This window comes from Paenibacillus sp. LjRoot56, assembly GCF_964253335.1.
Taxonomy (GTDB): Bacteria; Bacillota; Bacilli; order Paenibacillales; family NBRC-103111; genus Paenibacillus_E; species Paenibacillus_E allorhizoplanae.
On record NZ_CAXURV020000001.1, the window covers coordinates 2,635,161 to 2,658,556 of the forward strand.

The 23,396-nt window shown below is 46.0% G+C and carries 22 protein-coding genes and 1 riboswitch; of the genes, 14 read left to right on the forward strand and 8 right to left on the reverse strand.

The window, feature by feature from the left end; all coding sequences use genetic code 11:
• Nucleotides 1-4 precede the first annotated feature (4 nt).
• A complete protein-coding gene (gene phoU, locus ACSQ8O_RS11720; RefSeq protein WP_056616685.1) occupies nucleotides 5-664 on the forward strand; it encodes a phosphate signaling complex protein PhoU in 660 nt (219 codons plus the stop codon).
• A gap of 61 nt (nucleotides 665-725) precedes the next feature.
• On the opposite strand, the gene ACSQ8O_RS11725 is transcribed toward phoU, so the two are convergent.
• Nucleotides 726-2,333 carry a response regulator gene (locus ACSQ8O_RS11725; RefSeq protein ID WP_436241708.1) on the reverse strand — a complete coding sequence of 536 codons (1,608 nt, stop codon included), beginning with the start codon at nucleotides 2,331-2,333 and terminating at the stop codon, nucleotides 726-728.
• Nucleotides 2,334-2,484: 151 nt separating this feature from the next.
• Here ACSQ8O_RS11725 and ACSQ8O_RS11730 point away from each other — a divergent pair, with 151 nt between their 5' ends.
• A complete protein-coding gene (locus ACSQ8O_RS11730; RefSeq protein ID WP_436241709.1) occupies nucleotides 2,485-4,227 on the forward strand; it encodes a GGDEF domain-containing protein in 1,743 nt (580 codons plus the stop codon).
• Between the two features lie 18 nt (nucleotides 4,228-4,245).
• Here ACSQ8O_RS11730 and ACSQ8O_RS11735 read toward each other — a convergent pair whose 3' ends face one another.
• Nucleotides 4,246-4,995 carry an HAD family hydrolase gene (locus ACSQ8O_RS11735; RefSeq protein ID WP_236285902.1) on the reverse strand — a complete coding sequence of 250 codons (750 nt, stop codon included), beginning with the start codon at nucleotides 4,993-4,995 and terminating at the stop codon, nucleotides 4,246-4,248.
• Nucleotides 4,996-5,136: 141 nt separating this feature from the next.
• Here ACSQ8O_RS11735 and polA point away from each other — a divergent pair, with 141 nt between their 5' ends.
• From polA to ACSQ8O_RS11760, 5 genes are all read left to right on the forward strand, one after another.
• Entirely contained in the window at nucleotides 5,137-7,800 is a 2,664-nt protein-coding gene (gene polA / locus ACSQ8O_RS11740) for a DNA polymerase I (RefSeq protein ID WP_436241710.1), read from the forward strand.
• A 57-nt stretch (nucleotides 7,801-7,857) separates the two neighbouring features.
• Nucleotides 7,858-8,718 carry a DNA-formamidopyrimidine glycosylase gene (mutM, locus tag ACSQ8O_RS11745; protein WP_436241711.1) on the forward strand — a complete coding sequence of 287 codons (861 nt, stop codon included), beginning with the start codon at nucleotides 7,858-7,860 and terminating at the stop codon, nucleotides 8,716-8,718.
• A 98-nt stretch (nucleotides 8,719-8,816) separates the two neighbouring features.
• Nucleotides 8,817-9,557 carry an MntP/YtaF family protein gene (locus ACSQ8O_RS11750; protein WP_436241712.1) on the forward strand — a complete coding sequence of 247 codons (741 nt, stop codon included), beginning with the start codon at nucleotides 8,817-8,819 and terminating at the stop codon, nucleotides 9,555-9,557.
• Nucleotides 9,558-9,592: 35 nt separating this feature from the next.
• Complete coding sequence (coaE, locus tag ACSQ8O_RS11755) at nucleotides 9,593-10,189, forward strand: dephospho-CoA kinase (protein ID WP_436241713.1); 597 nt, start codon at nucleotides 9,593-9,595, stop codon at nucleotides 10,187-10,189.
• The gene (locus ACSQ8O_RS11760; protein ID WP_436241714.1) at nucleotides 10,132-10,773 is read left to right on the forward strand and encodes a lytic transglycosylase domain-containing protein; all 642 of its coding nucleotides are present in this window, start codon (nucleotides 10,132-10,134) and stop codon (nucleotides 10,771-10,773) included. Before coaE ends, ACSQ8O_RS11760 begins: the two co-directional genes overlap by 58 nt.
• A gap of 100 nt (nucleotides 10,774-10,873) precedes the next feature.
• Here ACSQ8O_RS11760 and ACSQ8O_RS11765 read toward each other — a convergent pair whose 3' ends face one another.
• A complete protein-coding gene (locus tag ACSQ8O_RS11765) occupies nucleotides 10,874-11,083 on the reverse strand; it encodes an alpha/beta-type small acid-soluble spore protein (RefSeq protein WP_056616653.1) in 210 nt (69 codons plus the stop codon).
• A 111-nt stretch (nucleotides 11,084-11,194) separates the two neighbouring features.
• On the opposite strand from ACSQ8O_RS11765, the gene nrdR reads away from it, so the two are divergent.
• Both nrdR and ACSQ8O_RS11775 read left to right on the forward strand, forming a co-directional pair.
• Nucleotides 11,195-11,674, forward strand: coding sequence for a transcriptional regulator NrdR (gene nrdR, locus ACSQ8O_RS11770; RefSeq protein ID WP_056616650.1), 480 nt, complete (start codon nucleotides 11,195-11,197; stop codon nucleotides 11,672-11,674).
• 105 nt (nucleotides 11,675-11,779) lie between these two features.
• Nucleotides 11,780-11,914: a hypothetical protein gene (locus ACSQ8O_RS11775; protein ID WP_436241715.1), complete on the forward strand. Its 135-nt coding sequence runs from the start codon at nucleotides 11,780-11,782 to the stop codon at nucleotides 11,912-11,914.
• 238 nt (nucleotides 11,915-12,152) lie between these two features.
• Here the strand turns inward: ACSQ8O_RS11775 and ACSQ8O_RS11780 are convergent, their stop codons facing one another.
• Nucleotides 12,153-12,341 carry a hypothetical protein gene (locus ACSQ8O_RS11780; protein WP_056616647.1) on the reverse strand — a complete coding sequence of 63 codons (189 nt, stop codon included), beginning with the start codon at nucleotides 12,339-12,341 and terminating at the stop codon, nucleotides 12,153-12,155.
• Between the two features lie 42 nt (nucleotides 12,342-12,383).
• Nucleotides 12,384-12,482, reverse strand: a riboswitch (cyclic di-GMP riboswitch).
• A gap of 84 nt (nucleotides 12,483-12,566) precedes the next feature.
• On the opposite strand from ACSQ8O_RS11780, the gene ACSQ8O_RS11785 reads away from it, so the two are divergent.
• Nucleotides 12,567-12,740, forward strand: coding sequence for a hypothetical protein (locus ACSQ8O_RS11785; protein WP_436241716.1), 174 nt, complete (start codon nucleotides 12,567-12,569; stop codon nucleotides 12,738-12,740).
• Between the two features lie 49 nt (nucleotides 12,741-12,789).
• On the opposite strand, the gene htpG is transcribed toward ACSQ8O_RS11785, so the two are convergent.
• Together htpG and ACSQ8O_RS11795 are read right to left on the reverse strand one after the other, a co-directional pair.
• Nucleotides 12,790-14,670, reverse strand: coding sequence for a molecular chaperone HtpG (gene htpG / locus ACSQ8O_RS11790; protein WP_436241717.1), 1,881 nt, complete (start codon nucleotides 14,668-14,670; stop codon nucleotides 12,790-12,792).
• Nucleotides 14,671-15,559: 889 nt separating this feature from the next.
• Entirely contained in the window at nucleotides 15,560-16,231 is a 672-nt protein-coding gene (locus ACSQ8O_RS11795; RefSeq protein ID WP_436241718.1) for a DUF559 domain-containing protein, read from the reverse strand.
• A gap of 179 nt (nucleotides 16,232-16,410) precedes the next feature.
• On the opposite strand from ACSQ8O_RS11795, the gene ACSQ8O_RS11800 reads away from it, so the two are divergent.
• The 3 genes from ACSQ8O_RS11800 to ACSQ8O_RS11810 are packed head-to-tail and all read left to right on the forward strand — an operon-like array spanning nucleotide 16,411 to nucleotide 18,735.
• A complete protein-coding gene (locus ACSQ8O_RS11800; protein WP_436241719.1) occupies nucleotides 16,411-17,166 on the forward strand; it encodes a PIG-L deacetylase family protein in 756 nt (251 codons plus the stop codon).
• A 36-nt stretch (nucleotides 17,167-17,202) separates the two neighbouring features.
• Nucleotides 17,203-18,489 (forward strand): MFS transporter, encoded by a 1,287-nt coding sequence (locus ACSQ8O_RS11805; protein WP_436241720.1) that lies wholly within the window; start codon nucleotides 17,203-17,205, stop codon nucleotides 18,487-18,489.
• 18 nt (nucleotides 18,490-18,507) lie between these two features.
• Nucleotides 18,508-18,735: a hypothetical protein gene (locus ACSQ8O_RS11810; protein WP_436241721.1), complete on the forward strand. Its 228-nt coding sequence runs from the start codon at nucleotides 18,508-18,510 to the stop codon at nucleotides 18,733-18,735.
• A 484-nt stretch (nucleotides 18,736-19,219) separates the two neighbouring features.
• Here the strand turns inward: ACSQ8O_RS11810 and ACSQ8O_RS11815 are convergent, their stop codons facing one another.
• On the reverse strand, nucleotides 19,220-19,888 hold the full coding sequence (locus ACSQ8O_RS11815) for an NAD-dependent epimerase/dehydratase family protein (protein ID WP_436241722.1): 669 nt from the start codon (nucleotides 19,886-19,888) through the stop codon (nucleotides 19,220-19,222).
• 202 nt (nucleotides 19,889-20,090) lie between these two features.
• Nucleotides 20,091-20,921 (reverse strand): helix-turn-helix domain-containing protein, encoded by an 831-nt coding sequence (locus ACSQ8O_RS11820; RefSeq protein ID WP_436241723.1) that lies wholly within the window; start codon nucleotides 20,919-20,921, stop codon nucleotides 20,091-20,093.
• 194 nt (nucleotides 20,922-21,115) lie between these two features.
• Between ACSQ8O_RS11820 and ACSQ8O_RS11825 the strand changes: the two genes are divergently transcribed.
• Nucleotides 21,116-23,368 (forward strand): FAD-dependent oxidoreductase, encoded by a 2,253-nt coding sequence (locus ACSQ8O_RS11825; protein ID WP_436241724.1) that lies wholly within the window; start codon nucleotides 21,116-21,118, stop codon nucleotides 23,366-23,368.
• The last annotated feature ends 28 nt before the right edge of the window (nucleotides 23,369-23,396 follow it).

The following is a 23,396-nucleotide window of genomic DNA, read 5'->3' on the forward strand; positions in this document are numbered from 1 at the left end:
ACACATGGATGCAAGACCAGGGTTTCATCAGTCGTTGGCACTACTGCAGAAGGAATTACAGCAAATGGGAGAGAGTGTGGAGGATTTAATTTACACCTCCGTAGAGTCCCTTGCCAAGCTGGATGAGAAGGCCGCTCAGCAAGTCATCCAGAAGGATGATCTTATTGATGATTATTTAACGACCATTGATGAACTATGTTTACGATTAATTGCTCTTCAACAACCCATGGCTAGTGATCTGCGAATTATTGGAACGGCGTTGAAGATTGCCACGGACTTGGAACGTATTGCAGATCATGCTGTCGATATCGCGAAGATCACGATTCGATTTGCAGGTGAAGAGCTGGTGAAGCCGCTAGAAGTCATTCCGCAAATGGCGGAAATTGCTATCGAAATGTTGCATGAGAGCCTTCTATCCTATACGGAACGCGATGTACATAGGGCGGCATCGCTGGCCGAGAAGGATGACCGTGTAGATAAGCTGTACAGTACGGTGATGCAGGAGCTGATGGGGATGATGGGTACCGATTATCATCGGAATCGTCAATTGACCCATCTGTTGTTTGTTGCGCACTTCTTGGAGCGTGTGGCAGATCATACCACGAATATCGGCGAAGGTGTCATCTACATGGTAACGGGGAAACGGAAAGATCTGAACGTATAAGCGACATAGAGAAGGGCCATCTCCAAGAGTAGATTATCTACTCTCGGAGATGGCCCTTTTATCATTTGGAATGAAGCGGGAAGCGAATGAAGAAGGTAGTACCATTTGGACTGGAGCTCACTTCAATCGTAGCGTGATGTCTGGCAGCAATACTATAGCAGATAGCTAAACCGAGTCCAGTTCCTTCATCCTTCGTCGTGAAGAAGGGGCGGCCTAGCTTCTCCAAATGCTCTGTCTTAATGCCACTGCCTTGGTCAGCAATCAAGAGAACAACATGTTCAGATTCCTGATAGGTTTCGATAGTTAGCGTTCCACCTATACTCATGGCTTCAAGACCATTCATGCACATGTTCAGAATAAGCTGCCGCATTTCTTTGTCGTCAAGCTGAATCTCCGGACAATAGCCGAATTGACCATTCACATGTTTGCCTGACATGACCGCTTCTGCTTGAATCAGAGGCAATAAGCTTTCAATGATACGGTTAATATTCTCAGGACGTTGATAGGATTGCTTATTTTTCGCAAGAGAAAGATATTCCGTTATAATGTCGTTGGCCCTGTCCAATTCTTCCAACATGATGGGGATATATTCCTTTTGCATATGGCGATCATTTTCTTGAAAGAGTTGAAGGAAGCCACGAATCGTCGTCATCGGATTCCGAATTTCATGTGCGATACCCGCGGCCATTTCACCGACTAGGTTTAACTGAGCAAGGCGTGCCATTTCGGTTTCAAATCGAAGACTTTCCGTAATATCAACTGCGACATGGAGCAAGCAATTTTCATCCTCGATATCGATGATCTCTGTGGATAGGAGCGCAGTCCGAATGTCGCCAGATTTGGTAACATAACGAACTTTCTCATTCCGGACAATATCGCCATATTTAGTTAAATTATTAAGATCGTCACGGAATAGATTCAAGGCTGTGCCAATAACCTCGTCTCCATAGCCTGTATGCTGCTTCCAGCTTTCATTAACATCCAGAAAGGTAAGATCAGGTAGTCGGCGAATGGCCATTAAGGAAGGCGATAGGATGAACATTTTTTTGAAATGTTCTTGGGAGTTCATAAGCTTCTCATGGGCATCAACCAGCTCAGATGTACGCTCTTCGACCCAATTCTCGAGAAGTAAGTTTTGCTCTATTAACTTCCCCTCAGCTTCTGCAAGCTTGCGATTCGTTTCTTCAAGATCTAATGTACGTTTATGTAAAAGCTCGCTTTGAGCTTTCAGCTTCTGATGGTTCAGATGCATATTAACGAAACCATCCACCTTCATGCGCAGCATTTTGGGATGTACAGGTTTAAATAAGTAATCAATCGAACCCACATGATAGCCTCGCAACACATGCTCAATCGAGGTACTCAAGGCGGTTAAGAAAATAATCGGGATATCTTGACAGGCTTTCCGTTGCTTTATTAATTCAACGGTTTCAAAACCGCTAAGCCCTGGCATCTGCACATCCATCAAAATAACTGCAATATGGTCAGCAGGTTCTTTTAATAAATAGCGGAGTGCTTCCTCCCCTGATTGTAATGAAATAACGTCATAGGAAGAAGAGGCCAGAATGCTATTCAGAGCCAGCAAGTTTTCATAGCGATCATCTACCGCCAAGATTTTTACTTGTTGTTCCATCGGGTGTCCTTTCCGCACGAGATCTGCTATACGCACCTACAATCCATATCTCACCTTTTCGAGGAAAAAGTGTAATTCCCTCTTTTTTTCTTAAAGTCTTTACATACATTTTACATATGGTTAATCTTACCTATCATTTGATTTGCTAGACTTGGGATAGATGCAGAAATAGATGAGGATGATGGACATGCTTACTCAGTCAGAAGTCGCGATAGAGTTTCATAAGTTGATAGAAGAACAACGTATTTCTTCCGTTTATCAACCAATTGTATCCTTGCAAGATGGACAAGTGATGGGGTATGAAGCGTTAACTCGCGGTCCGGTGGACGGCCCTTTCCATTCGCCGCTCGCGATGTTTCAGTATGCGGAGCAGCAAGGTGAGCTATATCGTCTAGAGCGGCTAGCACGTGAGAAGGCGATACAAGGTTCCATTTTGGAACACGGACAGCAATTATTATTTATTAACATCTCGTCACACGTTTTAGAGGATCCTGGCTTTATTCCAGGTAAGACGCTTGAGATTCTACAGCAGTATGGACTTCGTCCGAGCAATGTCGTATTCGAAATTACGGAAAGAAGTTCGATCGAGGACTTCACTTTGGCAAAGAAAATTTTAGCTCATTATCGGACACAGGGTTATCGCATTGCGATTGATGACGCGGGGGCAGGATATTCTTCACTCCAAGCGATTGCGGAGCTTCAGCCTGATTTTATTAAAATCGATCGTTCATTGATTGAAAATATTCATTTGAATAAAGTGAAAGCTTATATTCTCGAAACCTTCGTCACCTTTGCTCAGAAAATGAACATTTCGTTGATCGCTGAGGGAATTGAACAAGTAGAGGAGCTAGCCAAATTAACTCAAATGGGTGTGCATTATGCGCAAGGCTTTTTACTCGGAAGACCTTCTACATCCATTGCGACTGTTCAAGACACGCATAAAATGACCATTTGGCAGCATCGCAACGTACAAGGAGGCACTATGACTTGGCATATTGGCGAGCTGAAAACACCTGTTGGTGTGTTCCATACGAAAGTGCAAATTTCTGAAATTGCGGAGTTTTTCAAAAAAAATCAAGAGGCAGTCGGGGTTGTCATTGTTCATGACGATGAGCCGCGCGGTCTTGTGATGAGAGATCGCTTATTCCAGCATTTGGCTGGTCAATATGCGTACTCCCTGTACTGGAATCGCACGATTGATAGTGTGATGGATGCTTCTCCCTTAATCGTAGACGAGTTAACGCCTGTGGAGCAAGTGTCCCAGTTGGCAACTTCACGTGCGATTCATCATTTATACGACCTTGTCATCATTACTAGTCAGGGGAAAATGGCAGGTTCAGCATCCATACGAACGATATTAGAGAGTATTACGAATGTGAAAATGGAATCAGCTCGCGTCGCGAATCCACTAACAGGCCTTCCAGGGAATTTGCAAATTAATCGGGAATTGAACAAACGAATAACGGCGAGAGTGCCATTTCATGTGATCTATGCGGATTTGGATTATTTTAAATGGTACAATGATCGATTTGGTTTTCAAAAAGGGGATCAATTAATTCAGTATATGGCGGATTTAATGCAGCAAGCCATCGCTTTCTATGGAACACCAAGCGATTTTGTCGGTCATGTTGGCGGTGATGATTTTATTGCGATATCCACCTCGTTATCACCGAAACTCTTGTGTCAGGAAATCATCAATCGCTTCGAAACCGGTGTCCGTATGTTCTATGAAGGCGAAGACTGGGAGTATGTGGTGGATCGGGGGGGCCAGCAAGTGAAAAGCGAAGGGGTCACGGTGTCCTTATCTTTAGTCATCTGCAGCTGTGAGTCCCCTATTTCACTAGATTATATTTCTCAAACAGCGGCTCAACTCAAAAAGAAAGCGAAGGCGCATCAAGGCAGTATTTATTGTTTTCAAACGATTGGCTAACGAATGCTGTGAAGATTTTCAGAACGTATAGATTAATTGTTTAAATGAACGAACGATGATCACTTTCTGCTTCCCAATCCGCCTCTCAGAGATTTTCTTAATATTGGCTGGGTGAATCCAGACCGCATCCATCCCAGTAGAAGCCGCACCTACCACATCATTACGCCATGAATTCCCCACCATCACACTCTGGCCTGCAGCCGTATTCATCGATTTCAGGGCTTGCTCAAAAATCGCGGGATGCGGCTTCCGTGGTCCATCATTCTCCGTTGTAAATAAACGCTCTTGGTCGAACCAGGAGGTCAGCTTCATTTTCTCCAAATTACGTTGTAGTCGATTTCGATTTCCATTACTGATAATCGCCAGCTTATATTGACGTGCCAGCAGCTCTAGTGTGTCTTCTACCCCTGGAAATAAAGCAACGAAATTGTCCTCTTTCTCTTCGATTTGATTGAAAAAGGATCGCGTAAACGCCGTACTCACTTGCATCGGAAAAGGATGGAGTGCTTTGATTAAACAAATATGCCGCAACTCGTCTGGCGAGATAGGGCTTCGGATAGGCGTTTTGCGATGGCGGCTCCACTCGGACTTATAGCTAAGCAGTGCCTCTTGCGCGGTCAGTTTCGAATCCTCTGTTTCCCACCGTGCCGTGAAATCCTGCATAACTTCAAGAAAAGCGGAGTCGAAGCATTGTCTGCGATCAAGGATCGTGTTATTCATATCAAAAAATATAACCTTTTTACGTGTGGGTGAGAAAAAAGGACTCATACGGAGAACCTCCTTCTGAAGACCTGACCGTCCTAACTTGTAAAATTTCGGCTCCTTACATGTTTATGTAGGGAACCGTTTTTTTATTTTAATTTCGTATGCTATGATGAAGGAAGTATGTTTAAAATTGGGGTGGAACTTATGGATAAGCTTATTATTATTGATGGGAACTCAATCGCGTTTCGTGCCTTCTATGCGTTACCTTTGCTGAGTAATTCAAGCGGTTTACATACCAATGCGGTATATGGATTTACGACCATGCTGCTGAAATTGATTGAAGAAGAGAAGCCAACCCATTTTCTTGTTGCATTTGATGCGGGGAAAATTACGTTCCGACATAAAGAATATACCGAGTATAAAGGTGGTCGTGCGAAAACGCCGACAGAGCTTTCAGAACAATTTCCTTTGATTAAAGAATTGCTGAAGGCTTTCAAAATCCCGCAATTCGAGCTATCTGGCTATGAAGCGGATGATATTATCGGAACGTTGACGAAAGAAGCGGATGCGAGAGGGGAGAAAGTTCTCCTCGTGTCTGGTGATAAAGATATGCTCCAACTTGCCTCTGAGCAAGTGACGGTTGCGATTACCCGCAAGGGAATCAGCGAGATGGATCGCTTCGATCCTAAAGCCATTAAAGAGAAATACGGGCTTACGCCGAATCAAATCATTGATTTGAAAGGTCTCATGGGCGATACGTCCGATAATATTCCGGGTATTCCCGGCGTTGGTGAGAAGACGGCTCTTAAAATGCTGCATGACTTTGGCACCGTCGAAGAAGTGTTGGCAAACACAGCAAGTCTGAAAGGCAAAATGAAAGAGAAAGTGGAAGAGCATGCCAAGAGTGCCCTCATGAGCAAAGAGCTGGCCACTATTTACCGTGAAGTCCCGATGGAAACAGCTTGGGAATCGTTCCGTTATGATGGCTTCGATGGACAAGCTTTATCCAGTATGTTTCGCAAGCTGGAGTTCAAGTCGCTGCTGGAGAAGATGGATTTCGGTTCAGTCAGCGTAGAAGCTGAAGATCTCGTCGTGGAGAGTCTGGAAGCCGTTGCAGTTACAGAAGCTAATATGGGTGAGTTGGTTGCCAAATTGGACGACCATGCCGCGATCCATGTGGAAGCGGTTGGTGAGAATCCACATCAAGCTGTGATGGTTGGGGTTGTGTGGTTTATCGATGATGGTGCTGCCAACACTTCGTATTATGTGCCGTTTGCCCTGCTGCAAAGCGACGCAGGCAAGCCGCTTCGCGATTGGCTCAGCGATGCTTCCAAGAAGAAGCAGCTCTTCGACCTGCACCGCGCGCAGCTGGCGCTGGCTTGGCAGGGCATCCACTTAGCAGGGGTGGATTTCGACGTGCTGCTGGCCGCTTACCTCCTTGATCCGACGGAGTCGAATCTCAGCTTGAGCGGCCTGTCGGTGAAGTACGGTCTGCCATCTGTGAAGGCAGACGAGGATGTGTTCGGCAAAGGCGCGAAGTTTCGCCTGCCGGAACTCGCTGCGCTTAGCGACCACGTGGGTCGCAAAGCGATGGCGATGGCGCGCATGGTGCCCGTGCTGCGCGATGAATTAGAGAAGAGTGAGATGCATCAACTCTTCTACGAGCTTGAACTGCCACTCTCCGGCGTTCTGGCGGAGATGGAGATGCGCGGCATCGCGGTGGATGCCGAGGGGCTCAAAACGCTCGGCGTGGAGCTTGGTAAGCAGCTGGACACGATCATGTCCAGCATTTACAAGCTCGCCGGCGTCGAGTTCAACATCAACTCACCGAAGCAGCTCGGTGAGGTTCTGTTCGAGAAGCTGGGGCTGCCAGCTTCGAAGAAGACCAAGACCGGCTACTCGACGGATGCCGAGGTGCTGGAACGTCTTGCGCCCTACAACGAAGTTGTCGGGCAGATCCTGCACTACCGCTCGCTAGCGAAGCTGCAGTCGACGTACGTCGAGGGGCTGCTCAAAGAGGTGCGGCCAGAGACTGGTAAGGTGCACACCTATTACCGGCAGACGATTGCCGCGACAGGACGACTCAGCAGCCAGTTCCCGAACCTCCAGAACATTCCGATTCGTCTGGAGGAAGGCCGCAAGATCCGTAAAGTTTTCGTTCCATCCGAGCCTGGATGGTACATTCTTGCTGCGGATTACTCTCAGATCGAGCTGCGCGTGCTAGCGCACATCTCGCAAGATGAGAAGCTGAAGGAAGCATTCCTTCAGAATATGGACATTCACACAAAGACAGCGATGGACGTCTTCGGTGTGGAAGAAAGCGCCGTTGACAGCAATATGCGCCGTCAAGCGAAAGCCGTTAACTTCGGAATCGTATACGGAATCAGCGACTACGGCCTGTCACAGAACTTAGATATTACCCGTCGGGAAGCCGCTCAGTTCATTGAACAGTATTTCGCGGTATTCCAAGGGGTTCGCCGATATATGGATGAAATCGTCAAGGATGCTCGTCGTGACGGATATGTAACCACTTTGCTTCAGCGTAGACGCTTATTGCCTGAAATTACACATTCGAACTTTAATATACGTTCATTCGCAGAACGCACTGCCATGAATACGCCAATCCAAGGGACAGCGGCAGATATCATCAAGCTTGCCATGGTTCAAATGGCTGATCGCTTGTCGAAAGAAGGGCTGAAGAGCCGCATGCTGCTTCAAGTACACGATGAGCTTGTCTTTGAAGTGCCAGCTGATGAGCTGGAAACGATGAAGGGGCTTGTGCCTGAAGTCATGGCAGCTGCGCTGAAGCTGGACGTTCCTTTACGTGCAGATGTTGATTTCGGTCTAACTTGGTATGATGCGAAGTAACAATTTGGTCTAGCGGCATGAACTGCAGCTCCCAACACCTAGAAGGAGGTGAGCACCTTGCCTGAGCTACCCGAGGTCGAAACCGTCAAACGAACACTGAATGAGTTAATTACAGGGAAAACGATCGCCTATGTTGAGGTTAGACTGCCTCGTATTATCCAAAAGCCGGATGATATTCAGCAGTTTGAAACGCTGCTGCAAGGACAAACCATTGAAACCATTGAACGAAGAGGAAAGTTTCTTCGCTTCGTGCTTACGGATTATGTAATGGTCTCCCATTTGCGTATGGAAGGTCGCTATGGCTTGTACGCAGGCGATGATCCGATAGAGCCGCATACACATGTTTTGTTCCGTTTTACAGATGAAAGTGAGCTGCGGTACAAAGATGTGCGGCAATTCGGCACGATGCACCTGTTTCCGAAGGGTGATGAGCTTACGCAGCCACCATTGGTGAAGCTCGGACTCGAGCCGCTCGATGACGCGTTCACCCTTGAAGCATTTCGCGGGGTGATTGGTCATCGAGCTACGAAGATCAAGCCGTTGCTGCTCAATCAAGCATATATCGTGGGCATCGGGAATATTTATGTAGACGAGTCCCTCTTCTTGGCGGGGATCCATCCCGAACGGGAAGCCTCCTCACTGAGTAAGAAGGAGTTAGCCTTGTTGCATGAGGCGATTATTCGTACCCTCCAAGAATCCGTTGAGGTAGGCGGATCATCCATTAAATCCTATGTGAATGGACAAGGCGAAATCGGCCTTTTCCAGCACCAATTAAACATTTATGGCAGACAATCACAGCCATGCAAAACGTGCGGCCAGGAGATTGTGAAAACCGTCGTGGGAGGCAGAGGGACACACATATGTCTCACTTGTCAACCTTTGAAGCCCAAGCGGTCGCGAAAGAAGTCTGAGAAATAGGCACGAGAAGCGCACCCTCCCCATATGATATGGAGTACTTAGCCTAGGTAACAGCCCATGAGGCTTGTTATTTGGGTAAAACGCTTAGGAGGGTTTGTATGCTTCCTGTCATATCTCTGCTCATTTTGGCATTTGCAGTTTCTTTGGACGGTTTCGGTGTTGGTGTGATGTATGGGTTACGAAAAATACGAATACCCCTTATCTCAATTGGAATTATATCGCTTTGGTCTGGTATCATTATTTTTACTTCGATGCAGATCGGCGTTTTGATGTCTTCCTTCATGTCCCCTGGGTTTGCTAAGCGGATAGGGGCGCTCATTTTAATCGGTATTGGCGTTTGGGCTCTTGTTCAAATGAGACAAGGGCAGAAAAACCAAACGCAACAAGAGCAAGTAGCTGCTACGGCAGATCAAGCGATGGTTAGCAGCATGCCTTATGGAGAGATTCGCAACTCTGGTTACGTGGAGCCGGTGACGTTCGATACGTTACAGCGGACCAAAGAGATTCTCAGTATTGAGCTGAAACGTTTTGGGCTAGTGATTCAAATTTTACGAACGCCTTCCATAGCTGACGTAGATAAATCAGGCAATATTTCAGCCTCTGAGGCTACTTTGCTCGGATTAGCGCTATCTTTGGATGCCTTCGGAGCGGGAATCGGTGCTGCGCTTATTGGCTTCGTGCCGTTATTAACGGCTTCAGTCATTTCAATTTCAAGCGGGTCCTTACTTGCAGTCGGCTTGCGGATTGGTTTCCGATATGCAGAAATGAACTGGATGAAGAAACTGTCTATTCTCCCAGGCTGTGTACTTATTGTCATGGGACTTTTGAAAATGCTATAGTTCACTAACAATGAACCTTTAGGAGAGAATCGCTTATGAATATCGGCTTAACTGGAGGTATTGCTTGTGGAAAAAGTACGGTTAGCCGCATGCTCGTTAGCCGTGGCGCACTTTTAATCGACGCCGATCAGATCGCTCGTGATGTCGTCGAGCCTGGCAGCCCTGTTCTCGAACAGGTTGCTGCGCATTTTGGACAAGCTGTGATTGGACCCGATGGATCTCTGCAACGTAAGAAGCTTGGTGAAATTATCTTTGGATCGCCTGAAGCTAGAAAGCAGCTAGATGGCTTGTTGCATCCCCCTATTCGGGCAAAGATGCGTGAACAAATGACTTTGTATGAACGGGACTTCCCCACCAAGCTGGTGGTGGTTGATGTTCCTTTACTCATAGAATCGAATCTGGTCTCGATGTTTGATGAGATCATGGTTGTTTATATTCCGCGTCACTTGCAATTGGAGCGCCTGATGCAGCGGGATGGCTTGTCAGCCGAGCATGCTCAGCTTCGACTTGATGCACAGATGTCGATTGAGGAGAAACGAAAGCTAGCTGATATCGTGATTGATAATAGCGGAACTTGGGAAGAAACCAACATGAGGGTGGAGCTGTTCTGGGTAGGGAAGGGATTGGCATGACGTTCTTTCGGAAAAAACGAATGTTTGCTCTTCTGCTTATCGCATTTGTCATGATTCTCTTCATGAATAGCGCAATTATAGGTAGAAAGCTATATCCCATCTACTTTCAGCAGGAGATTAAGCAAAGCGCGGCGAAACACAATATAGACCCGTTTCTAATTGCAGCCATTATTCGCGTCGAAACGAATTATAAATATCATTTAGAATCAAGCAAAGGGGCATTAGGGCTCATGCAGCTTATGCCTGATACCGCTGATTGGATTGTTGAATCCTCGAATCTAGGGCCTCATACACAAGAAGATTTGCTTCGAGTCGATATTAATATTTATTTAGGGTCATGGTATCTAAATTGGTTAATTAAGCATTATAATGGGAATTTAGTCTATGCCATTGCAGCGTATAATGCAGGTCAAGGTAATGTGAATAAATGGAAAAACGGTAACGTTTGGGACGGTTCTGAAGACAATATTCGTGATATTCCATTTGGTGAAACCCGTCATTATGTACAGCGAGTTCTTTATTACTATGAGAAGTATACGAAGTTATACACGGACTCGGAGCAATGGCAGGGTGCAGATGCTTAAGTTAGCCCGACAAAACAAAGAAGCATTGGACTAGCTCCGAGTGGAGCGCAAAGTCCAATACTTCCTGTTTTGCAGAGTCAAAAGCGTGTGTTTTTCAAGATTACTTGAATTGACCTGCTAGAGATTGTTCTGCGATTTGCACCAGGCGACGAGTAATGCTACCACCAATAGATCCAGTTTCACGAGAAGTCATGTTGCCATAGTAGCCATCTTGTGGGATAGCGATACCTAGCTCCTGAGCTACCTCGTACTTCAACTGATCCAAGGCTGCATTAGCTTGTGGAACGACTAAAGTGTTGCTTGAGCTCATGTCTGTTCACCTCCTTGTCGGTTGGTAAATCTATTGTGTGCAGAACTCCAAACTTCAAGACATGTAACATATGGTAATGATATTTCCAAGTGAGAAAGGAGATGAAAGCGAATGAAATGCCCGTTCTGTGACCATTCTGGTACGAAAGTGCTTGATTCCAGGTCTGCCAATGAGAATAAATCCATTCGTCGGCGCCGTGAATGCGAGAAATGCGCGCGAAGATTCACAACTTTCGAAATGGTAGAAGAAACACCTTTAATTGTGATTAAAAAAGATGGAAGTCGGGAAGAATTTAGTCGAGAGAAAATTTTACGGGGCTTAATTCGTGCTTGTGAAAAAAGACCTGTTTCCATGGAGCGGCTAGAGATGCTTGTCTCCGAAGTTGAAATGCAGCTTCGTACGACGGCACATGCCGAAGTAGATAGCCTTGGCATTGGTGAAATTGTGATGGAGCAATTGTACCCCGTCGATGAAGTGGCCTACATTCGCTTCGCCTCTGTATATAGGCAGTTCAAGGACATTAACATGTTTTTGAAGGAGTTAACGCAAATATTGGGAAAGCATGATGTCGGGCTGCTCCGAGACAAATAAGCAGCACATGTATGCTTCTCAGTAAAAGCCGCGTGGTCTCATGAATGATTTCATGAGACCACGCGGCTTTATTCACTTTTGAGCTAATTCGTATGAATAGTTGTTGTGATAACCAGATTGTTCGTTGTTGAGGTGGAGGAGGAGGCGGCTGTGAATGATAATGTTTCTAAATTGACAGTGACGCCAATAGTGAGTGCAGTATTAATGACTAAAGTGGCGGTCGTTAAAGTCGTCAAGTAGCCTAACAGAAGGTCACCATTTACAAATACATTGTGGGAAAATTAGAGGGTGACATGAATTGATTTGTTTTTTTTCGAAATGTGACAAAAAATCAACAAAAGACAGCGGCAGGTGCGCTGTCTTTTGTTGATTCATCAGAGAAAAGTCAATAACGACGCGCCCTCATGAGCTTTTGAAAAAAAAATATTCTCATGACATCAACCGACTGTATTTTTGAAAGCGATAAGGCATAATTCGGTTATTGAGTGCGTTTGTCCAATTCACTTCGAAGAAAATGAATAAATCGGATGGCTTCATCAGATGTTAATAGGTTGCCGCTGAATGAAAAGGAGAACATGTCCAAAATATCATCATCAGGGAGATGCAAGTTATCGATTAAATGCTTTATGTCTATGCTCATATTGCCGTCAATTACCATTTTATTCATGAAGCTGATTCCTCCTTTGTCGAACTGCCATTATCGGATGGAGGCGGTAGCTGGCTGACATATTGGACACTAGACAGGATTGCCAATTTAGCCCCTTTAGCTTTGCGTCACCACTTTTCAGCGGTTTTGCCCTTATCATACCGATAACGTCTTATATGAAAACTATATCACAGGTTAGGTTTAACGTGCTATTAATTACATTAATTCGAAGGATGGTTGAAGCATATGTCCGTCAATAGCCCAAAATCAAGTAAAATTATTTATGAATTGGATATTGTTAAGGTAGCGGAGGCGCTTGGTCTTGATCAAGCACGTTTACTCGCTTATGTCTATAATCGTTCAGAGGCTATTCACACTTATGTGCTAGATGAGCCAGCAGCTCCTTCGGATGCTTCCTAAATGTAAAAAAGCACCGCAACATGGAAGTTGCAGTGCCTAATGCATGGGATTACACCATGATTTTACAAATATCGTTCGTGAATTCAACTGGATCCTGCAGCGGCAGACCTTCGATAAGAAGAGCTTGATTGTACAAGAGTGCTGTATACAGGTTCAATTTCTCTTTATCCTTTTCAAAAGCATCTTTCAAGGAAGCGAACACGTCATGATTTACGTTGATTTCTAATACTTTCTCAGCCTTAACGTTCGGATTGTTCGGCATTGCGTTCAAGATTTTTTCCATTTCGATGGTGACATCACCATCTGTAGATAAGCATACTGGATGCTTTCTCAAACGTTTGGATGCTTTAACGCTTGTCACTTTACCAGCCAATAAGCCATTCATGTAGTCGAATAGATCTTGATTTTCTTTTTTATCAGACTCAGAATCGTTGGTGTTATCCTCAACATCAATACCAAGATCCCCGCTTGAAACCGATCTGAATTCCTTCTCTTTGTAGGTCATAATCATTTTGATTGCGAACTCATCAATATCATCTGTGAAGTATAAAATCTCATAGCCTTTGTCAGTTACAAGCTCCGTTTGCGGAAGCTTATCGATTCTTTCCATCGACTCACCGGAAGCATAGTAAATGTACTTCTGATCTTCTGGCATTCTAGCTACATACTCGTCCAACGTAACAAGCTGTTTCTCCTTGGAGGAAGAGAACATCAATAGATCCTGCAGCAGCTCTTTATGCGTGCCGTAGTCGCTGTAAACACCGAATTTAAGCTGTCTGCCGAAGGACTTGTAGAATTGCTCGTATTTCTCTCTCTCGTCCTTCAGGAGGCTTTGAAGTGAGCCTTTGATTTTGCTGGAGATATTCTTCGCAATTAATTTAAGCTGACGATCGTGCTGCAGCATTTCACGGGAGATGTTAAGTGACAAACTTTCGGAATCAACCATCCCTTTGACGAAGCTGAAATAGTCAGGAAGCAGGTCTGCACATTTATTCATAATGAGAACGCCATTTGCGTAAAGCTCAAGGCCTTTCTCGTATTCTTTGGAATAGTAGTCATAAGGCATGTTTTCAGGGATAAAGAGGATCGCTTGGTAGACGACCGCGCCATCTGCACTCACATGAATATGCTTAAGCGGCTTGTCGAAGCCGTAGTGTTTCTCATGGTAGAACTTCTCGTAATCTTCAGGAGTAAGTTCACTTTTGTTTTTGCGCCAGATCGGCACCATGCTGTTCACATGCTGCTCTTCTTGATAGTCCTCGAATTCGCTCTCGCTGCCTTCTTTGAGTCGCTTGCCCGTGATGTCCATTTTAATAGGATAACGGATGAAATCTGAATATTTCTTGATGATCGCTTTCAAGCGATACTCGTCCAAGTATTCGTCGTAGTTATCATCTTCGGTATTCGCTTTAATTGAAAGAACAATCTCCGTACCAATCGAATCCTTCTCGGCTGGTGCAATCGTGTACCCGTCTGCGCCATCGGATTCCCATTTGTAAGCTGTGTCGCTGCCAAGGGCTTTACTCGTTACTGCGATATGATCAGCGACCATGAACGCGGAGTAGAAGCCTACCCCGAATTGGCCAATAATGTTGTGGCCGTCTTTAGCTTCGTTCTCTTTCTTGAAAGCAAGAGATCCGCTCTTCGCGATAATCCCCAAGTTGTTCTCAAGATCTTCTTTCGTCATCCCGATACCTGTATCGCGAATCGTTAAGATGCGATTGTCTTTATCGGCTGTAATTTTGATGAAGTAGCTATCTTTGTCAAAAACGAGCGAGTCGTCTGTAAGTGCCTTGTAGTAAATTTTGTCAATCGCATCGCTGGAGTTGGAGATAAGCTCTCTTAGAAAGATCTCACGTTGTGTGTAAATCGAATTGATCATCATTTCCAAAAGACGCTTGGATTCGGCTTGAAACTGTTTCTTTTCCACGGATAGATCTCCTTTCGATATGTAGCAGGTTTATATAATTAGCACTCGCACGCTGTGAGTGCTATACACTAACTTTATAACATCCCTGAAATTTAATGTCAATTGGCATGGAGAGAAATTATGTGAAGTTGCGGGGAGTTATACGTTGTGATGGCGATAAGTGGCACGAAGTATGGGGGCGAGTGTGATTGGAGAAATGAGGTGGAAGGGACATGTAGGGGAGTGGGATGTGAGTGTAGCTTGGAGCAGGGGGGAGAAAGTGAAGGAATGTGTAGTGTTGAGAGTAACGAGAAGTATGGGAAGTAAGGAGGAGTAAGGAGGAGTAAGGAGGAGTAAGGAGGAGCAATGAGGAGTAATGAGAAGTATGGGGAGAAAGGAGGGTAATGAGAAGTATGGGGAGTAATGAGGGTAATGAGAGTAATGAGAAGTATGGGGAGTAATGAGAGTAATGAGAGTAATGAGAGTAATGCAAGTAATGCAAGTAATGAGAAGTAAGGAGTAGAATGAACTGCGGGGAGTAGAGGTCGCGAAGGGAATGCCTGAGGACCTGCAAGTCCTCAAGTCCTCAAGTTCTCAAGTCCTCTTGCGCTGTCAAAAATGCAAAAGAGCACTTTTGGGATAGGTTTCCCCTCCGAAATTGGAAATTGATGCAAAAAGGCATCAATGAAATTCGTGAAAAAGGTTGCCTATTTGCACGCATTTTCCTTTTTTAACCAAAAATTAGTGGAAAAGGTTGTATATTTGCATTTTTGAGAGTGAGGTGGGAGAGAAAGTGGAGTAAGAGAGATCAATCCGCCACCACACTCTCCCCCGTCATCAAACCCCACCTGCCACAGACCAGCTATCACACTCACCCTCGCTACCATTCCCCACCTAACACACCAATTCATTACATCATGCGTATATAATCCCTTTTTACTAACTCATAACGAAGCACATGTTTTCCTTCAGCTCCTTTGTACGGGATGAACCAACCTTTGTCGCAGAGTGATTGGAGCACTCGAACGGTTGAGCGGTAGTTGATATCCAGATGTGTTCGAACATCAATTGGACGGAGTGGCCCAGCGAGCGTATAAGCTAGCCTAACAATTTCCCGTTCCATCACATTGTCTAGACTGACAGGTGAGGAGATAGCCTGAAATCGACTAATCAACATGCGAAGCAGCGTAATGCATAGGTCAGGGCGATTCGCGACGTCATCGTATGAAAATGAAATCACCTGATATCCCATCGCAGTCAAAAAGGTTTCCCTGTTCAGCTCATTGCAGTATTTCTGCCTGTCCATGTCTCGCACGTGCGGGCCGAATCCTTTGATCTCGATGATCAATTTCACAAATTTCGTCAGCCAGGCGAAGTCGCAGAAATACGAGCGTCCACGCCAATCCAATACTTCGAATTCTGGGTGTAACTCATCGAAATTGCCTCGGAGCTCCCACCAGAATTTCTGACAGAACAGCCTTTCCGCCTCTTGATGCCCACGCTCTAAACGGCCTCTGCGTTCTCCGGTTCTGCGGTCAAGATGGTTTTGAATCCATAAAGCATGCATTTCCTCGAAATTCATATGATCTTTCCCTCCTTTAAAATGAGAAAAACGCCCCTGTTCCACTCATGAAAAATGGACAGGGACGTTCTTCGCCTCTTGCAAATAAGTATAAAGGAAATCCCCTGATTTCACGAGGGAACATTTTCGACATTTCTCCGCCTTATATGATAGAATGTGACATATTGGAGGGATGTCACATGGATATTAGACGAATATTAGGTCTTCCTGAGTTGTTAGATGTCAAAAAAGTCGTATGCGTTCAACCCCACCCTGATGATAACGAAGTTGGGGCTGCAGGAACGTTATACGAACTTGCACAGCGCGGTTGTGAAATCGTTTACATTACTATTACGGATGGAAGTGGCAGTGGTTCAACTGGCGAGATAGAACCAGAAGCAATCGCAGCGATTCGCCGTTCAGAGCGGTTGGCCGCTGGGGATATATTGGGTGTGACCAAGCATATTACGCTTGATTACCCGGATATGGGCAGTTATACCGAAGAGGAACTGCTTGCCAAGTTGATTCCGATTATCCGCGAAGAGAAGCCGGATTTGCTGATGACTGTAGATCCTTGGATGCCATATGAGGCTCATCCGGACCATATCAAGACTGGGAAAGCTGTAGCTTCGGCCATGCTCTTCTCGTCAAATGAGATCCTATTCCCTGGATCCAAACCACATGATGTTCCGCAAATCGCGTTCTATTCGACGTCGCATCCGAACACCTTCATTGATGTATCGGCCCATTGGGAAACGAAAATCGCGTCCATCCTTGCCCATAAGAGCCAATTTGACAACGTTAATTGGCCCTTGGTTAATGGTTATTTTGACTATCAGGCCATTCAATTGTACACCAAGTTGAAGCAAGACCCCGATGCCAAAGGATATGCGGAAGCTTTTAAATTACTTACGTCCCACCAGCTGCACTTCTTCCCATCCGCACTATACAGCTAACAGCAACAGCTACCTATGACGAAGGAGGCAAGTCCAATGATTTCATTATCCAAAAAACTCGCTTACAGCTCGAATCAAATTGGACTTAGCGTCTTGTGGCAAGCGTTTAGTGCCATTGCTGTTTTCTATTATGTTACGGTTTTGAATGTTTCCGGCACATCGATTTCCATCGGGATGATCATTTACGGCTTCCTGAATGCCTTGTTCAATTTGGTTGCTGGGTATGTGAGTGACCGTACGAAAACGCGTTTCGGCAGACGTATTCCGTATATTTTGTTCGGAAGTCTGCCTTTTGGTGTTCTATTCTTCTTCCTCTTTAATCCGCCTGCGGGCAGCACGACGATGCTGCTAATTTACTTTTTCACACTAACGTTCTTCTTCGATTTGATCTACTCGTTCATTGGACTTAACACAGGTGCGTTATTTCCGGAGATGTATCAAACCAAGAAGGATCGTTATCAAGTGTCAGCGTTCCAGCAAATGTTCAGCATCATCGGTATGATCATCGGTATCGCGCTTGCGAAATCGTTAGGGCTCTCTTTAGGTTGGGGACTTATGGCGGGGATATTTGCTATCATTGCGGTCATTTCCTTGTATGTGTCCCTGTACGGTTCTTTCGAGAATCCCGCTGCTAGTAAGTCAGAGCCCCTACATTTTAAAGAAGCAACGGTTCAGACGTTTAAAAATAAACTATTCAATTCCTACGTCGTAGCGAATTTATTGATTCAATTGACGACAACGATGTTCGTGTCGTTAACAGCTTTTTACACGAAATACGTCGTGGTGTTAAACGGAACTCAAAACTCGATTTTCCTAGGCGCGGTGTTTATCGTAGCCATCCCGATGTCATTCATTTGGGCAAAAAGCGGCGTACGATTATCAACGGTTCGAGTTGCGATGATTTCATCAGTCTTGTATGCGATCATCTCGCTAGGCTTCCTTTTTGCCGACTCGACGGTCATGGTGATTATCATTGGCGCTCTACTAGGTATTCCAGTTTCCGGTTTCATGCTGTCCTTGCATGTTCTGCTTTCCGATGTCGTTGACTTCGATGCACAGCAAACGGGACGTCGTCGTGAAGGGATGTACTATGGCGTGAATGGCTTTATCATTCGCATCGGGATGTCCATTCAATATGGGATTATGGGGATTTTCTTCGCGACGAGCGGCTTTGATGCGGATAATGAAGTTCAGGTCACCAGCGCGATTCATGGCTTCCGATTCCTCATTGGGGGATTGCCGGTGCTTATTCTTGTGATCGCCTACATGTGCCTGAAAAAATATCAGTCCTCGGAGAAGAAGCTTAGAGGCACGAACAGCTAAGAGGGAACCCAGATTGCGATGGAACATGTACCGATTTGGGGAGGCTCCCCTGATGGTCCGAGGTATGGTAATGGCTCCAACCTGCAGGGCTGGAGCTCCATGCCTGCCGCGGCGATGCTCATTGGCGTCGTCGGGCTGTATCCTAGCTTGGACGCGGAGAAGGTGCATATGAAAGTTCCACCTTGGGGGAACTTCTCGATGAAGCATAGTCACTTCCGCGGAAGTGTGTGCGATATAGCCTACTAAGATGGGGAGCAAGGGTACAGTGCTGGACCGCACGTTGTGCAAGTGCCTCGTTGTGATAGATTGGCCACGGAAGTGACCTAAACGAATGGGAAGAGCCTCCCGGAATGGGAGGCTCTTCTGCGTTCTAGGGTAGGCTAATTGCCTCAAGGCGGTATCCGAACGCTGGACAGTAGTACCCGCCTCCAACGTTTAACTGTAAAACATACAGTTAATTTTAGCGCTTTTCCCCTATTTCTCCGATTAACTGTAAAACATACAGTTAATTCAGAAGGTTGGATTCATGCGGCGTGGAAGGGGAGAAATTAACTGTAGGAAATACAGCTATTGCCCAAAAGCAGCCGCTTTCGGCGAAATTAACGACATAAAAATCCATCTATTTCAAAATTGAATCTATCTAGTTGGTGGTTATGCAAACCTTAGAGTCTGAAACACATCTTGCACACAGATCATCAAGTAGATCACGCGCTAGCACCTAGCACCTCGCCTATCTCCCCAATGCCTCTCGAATATCGGTGCTCTCGAGAATCGCTTTTGAATAGCCGTCTCGCGCGACGGCGATCATGGCACGACCAATTTGTTCGGAGTCGATAACGGCGTTCGGGAACCATTTCTGTAGGAGAGGGAAAATTGGACGCAAGATGACAATGAAGGTCTGGTATAGCTTGGTTTTGGATTTGACGCCATTCTTCGGCAGAATCGCACCAGGTCGGAACATGAAAGCTGATTTAAAAGGCAGTTTGAGGAGCGCATTTTCCGTTTTACCTTTGACACGTGCCCACATGCTGCTGCCTTGCTCTGTACTATCGGTGCTGGCACCAGTCACATAGACGAAGGTCATCTTGGGCTGGATTTGGACTAGCGCGTTAGCAATATTCATGGTCAGATCATAGGTGATTGCATGGTACTTTTCCTCGCTCATACCTACAGATGAAACGCCGAGGCAGAAGAAACAAGCATCGATACTTGAAAGCTCATCCGTTAAAGGGGATAGCTCGGTGATATCCTTGAGGATATGTTCACGGAATTTCGAATGAGTCTGCTGTGTAGCGCTTCGACCGATCGAAACGACTTGGTTAACTTGTGAATCAATCAAACATTCACGCAATACGCTTTGTCCGACCATCCCCGTTGCTCCAAAGATGAGAATGTTCATAGAGAGAGCCACCTTTCGCAAAAATAAGACTCGATATAAGCTTTTCCTGATATTTGAAAAATACCCACAAACGTCAACGAGGTACCACGCATGATCAGCCAAAGCGATGGCCCAAGAAATCATAGCTTCATTTGTGATGCTAGTAACATACTAAACTTGTGTGCTTCTCGTATAGTTGCACTAGTTGGTCTAAGACGTCCATTCATAGGCGATGAAGCTTGCGAAAGGAAGATGGAGTTACATGCATGCGTTTTTTGAATACACGGCTCAAATAAAATTCGTTCTCAAAGCCGCATTGCCCAGCGATCTGCTGCAAGGTCATCTCACTATCCAGCAAGAGTTGCTGTACCTTCTGCAGACGTAACGTGGTTAAGTAATCGATCGGCAGCATGCCGGTCGATTTTTTGAATCGGCGGGTAAACTGCACCTGTGTCAATCCAAGTTCCATGGCGATGTCTTTCATGATGCAGGTGGATGACGCGAGTTCATGCAGCCGTTGAGTTGCCCCAGATATAAGGGCATCCTTATTGTTCGTAATCCCTGCTGTCCAAGGAGATACGGCTTCTGGGCTTGCTGAATAAGCTTCTTCCACAACGAGCATCCATAGGTCAGTAACTACATGTTGACGCAGGGAGGTAGCAACCTTTCCTTCATGTTGGAACCATTTTTTCAAGTAGGCATAGTTAGATGACAGTCGATTGAGATCTTGGATGGAAATTTTCCCTGAGGGGATATGAGTTTCCATGGTTAACGGATGTCCTGACGGATCACACCATTGCAGCAACATGACGTGAAAAGATAAGGGCTGAATGACTTCTCTTCGAAAAGTAACCCCCGGTGGACATAGCACTAGATCTCCGAATGCAGCAGTCCCCTCGTGCTCTTGAATCTGGTAAGAGAAGCTCCCATTCTCTACGGCAAATAGCACCCAGAATTCATTCGAATCCTCCTGAAGCTGAAAGGCTGCTTTCTCCCTCCAATACATGTGACTGAGCAACTTTGGTTGTGTCTGATCGGCATCTTGAAGTTGCATCGCGCTTACCTATCCTCTCTCATTCCGAATCATCATGGGTATGAAATACCTACTTTTATCATAGTGGATTCGCTTGGTAGAAGAAAGTCTTGCTAGTGAAATTTTGTATAAGTAATTGCTAAAAGCGTGCATGGTTTAAAGTGCTGTTAATCCTATAAAATAAAGGTAATATCAAATATTATGGAGGCTATCCAATGAGAGAAGAATGGGTAAAAAAAGATATTACAGTCATCGGTGGCGGTCTTTCAGGCGTGTGTGCAGCTATAGCTGCTGCGAGGTTAGGTCAGACGGTGGCACTAATTCAAAATCGGCCCGTACTCGGAGGGAATTCGTCAAGTGAGGTCCGTGTGTGGGTTTGTGGTGCAACGGCGCATGGCATTAATCGGTACGCACGCGAAACAGGTATTATGGGCGAGTTGTTTGTAGAGAATCAGTATCAGAATCCTGACGGGAATCCGTATCTATGGGATCTAATCGTGCTGGAAGCTGTACGCGCTGAAGCGAATATACAGTTATTCCTTAACACCGATGTGCATGAGGTTGAAGCGGATGGGGAAGAGAATAATCGAATCATTCGCTCGGTTACAGGATGGATGATGGGCTCGGAGCGGCGTATTCAATTCGAGAGCGAAGTGTTTCTAGATTGTACGGGGGATGGCCTAATAGGATTCTTGGCAGGGGCCAAATTTCGTATCGGCCGTGAAGCACGAGAAGAGTTTCAGGAGGAGTGGGCGCCAGAGATCTCAGATGACATTACACTCGGGAGTACAATTTTATTTTATACCAAAGACGTGGGCCACCCGGTTAAATACCATCCGCCGAGCTTCGCCAAAGACATTACAACGACTTCGATTCCGATCAAGCGTGTTATTCGCAGCGGTGATTCGGGCTGTCATTATTGGTGGATTGAGTGGGGCGGCGAGCTAGATACTGTACATGAGAACGAGCGTATTCGGGACGAGTTATGGTCGGTTATTTATGGGATTTGGGATTTTATCAAAAATTCAGGTCAATTTGATTCAGCGAATATGACGCTAGAATGGGTAGGGGCTTTACCAGGCAAAAGAGAATACCGCCGTTTCATCGGGGATTACATGCTGAACCAGAATGACATTCTGGCTCAGACGAGGTTCGAGGACACCGTCGCCTTCGGCGGTTGGTCCATTGATTTGCACCCGCCCCAGGGGATGTATTCGACCGAGAGCGGTTCGAAGCATTTGCATGCGGATGGCATCTATCATATTCCATTTCGCAGTTTGTATTCCGTAAATGTAGCCAACATGCTGATGGCGGGACGTAATATAAGCGCATCCCATGTGGCCTTCGGTACGACGCGCGTCATGGCGACTTGCGCTGTAATCGGGGAGGCCGCAGGAACGGGCGCGGCGCTATGCGTTCAGAAACAAGTGACACCGCGTGAGCTGTATCAGAAGCATAATAAGGAGCTCCAGCAGGTGCTGCTAAGACAAGATGCCGCGTTGATTGGTATTCGGAATGAGGATGAGCACGATCTTGGACGGCTGGCCAGGTTGAAGGCTTCCTCTTCGTTAACACAACTGAGTGTTTCCCATGCCGTGGAGCCAAGGCGACTGATCGACGATGTAGCGGTGTTATTCCCTGTGGAACCACAGCTGAAGGGCTTTGAGCTGCTGGTTGATGTAAGTGAAGCAACTACGATTCAAGTGGAACTGTGGGATACGGGCCGGGCGGAGAATTATGTGCCGAAGGTGCTGATCCAGCAGACGGAGAGAGCTGCGAATGCAGGGGAACAGCAGTGGATCAGCTTTCCACTGGATTGGGAGCCAGACGAGACGCAGAATGCTTTCGTCATTATCAAAGCCAATGAACATGTGGTGATATATCATTCCGATCAGCAGCACACAGGAACTATTGCTTTTGTACGAGGAACGAAGCCGATTGTGGATCCGAAGCTAGAGAATCATCAACCGGATCAGCCAGTTGTTCAGTGGAGCATGAAAAATGGCGTGGATCGCAAGCCAATCTGCTTCCGACTCACATCAGAGACGAAAGCATTCTCAGTGGAAAAGGTAACGAATGGCTATCTGCGGCCGTATGGCGCCCCACATCAATGGATGTCAGAGCCGATGTCGCCAGCCAAAGAAGAGTGGCTTGAGCTTCAATGGGATGAAGCCCAGAATCTGAGGTATCTACAAGTAACCTTTAATGATAATGTCCATGAGGATTTAATTAATCTTCACGCGTTCAGGACGAGTGATGAAGTCAGACCGGAGTTGGTGAAGGACTACCGATTGGAAGCATGGGTGGATGAGGCATGGATGGTGCTTCAGCGTGTGACAAACAATCGGAAGCGAACAAGAAGATTGCAGTTAGATGCAGCCATTGCCACAGATCGGCTGCGACTTGTCGTGGAAGCGACGAACGGCTGCCCGTGTGCGGAGGTGGTTGAGGTACGGGTCTATGGGTAAGGTAGGCATTTGAAACGGAGCGGATCAG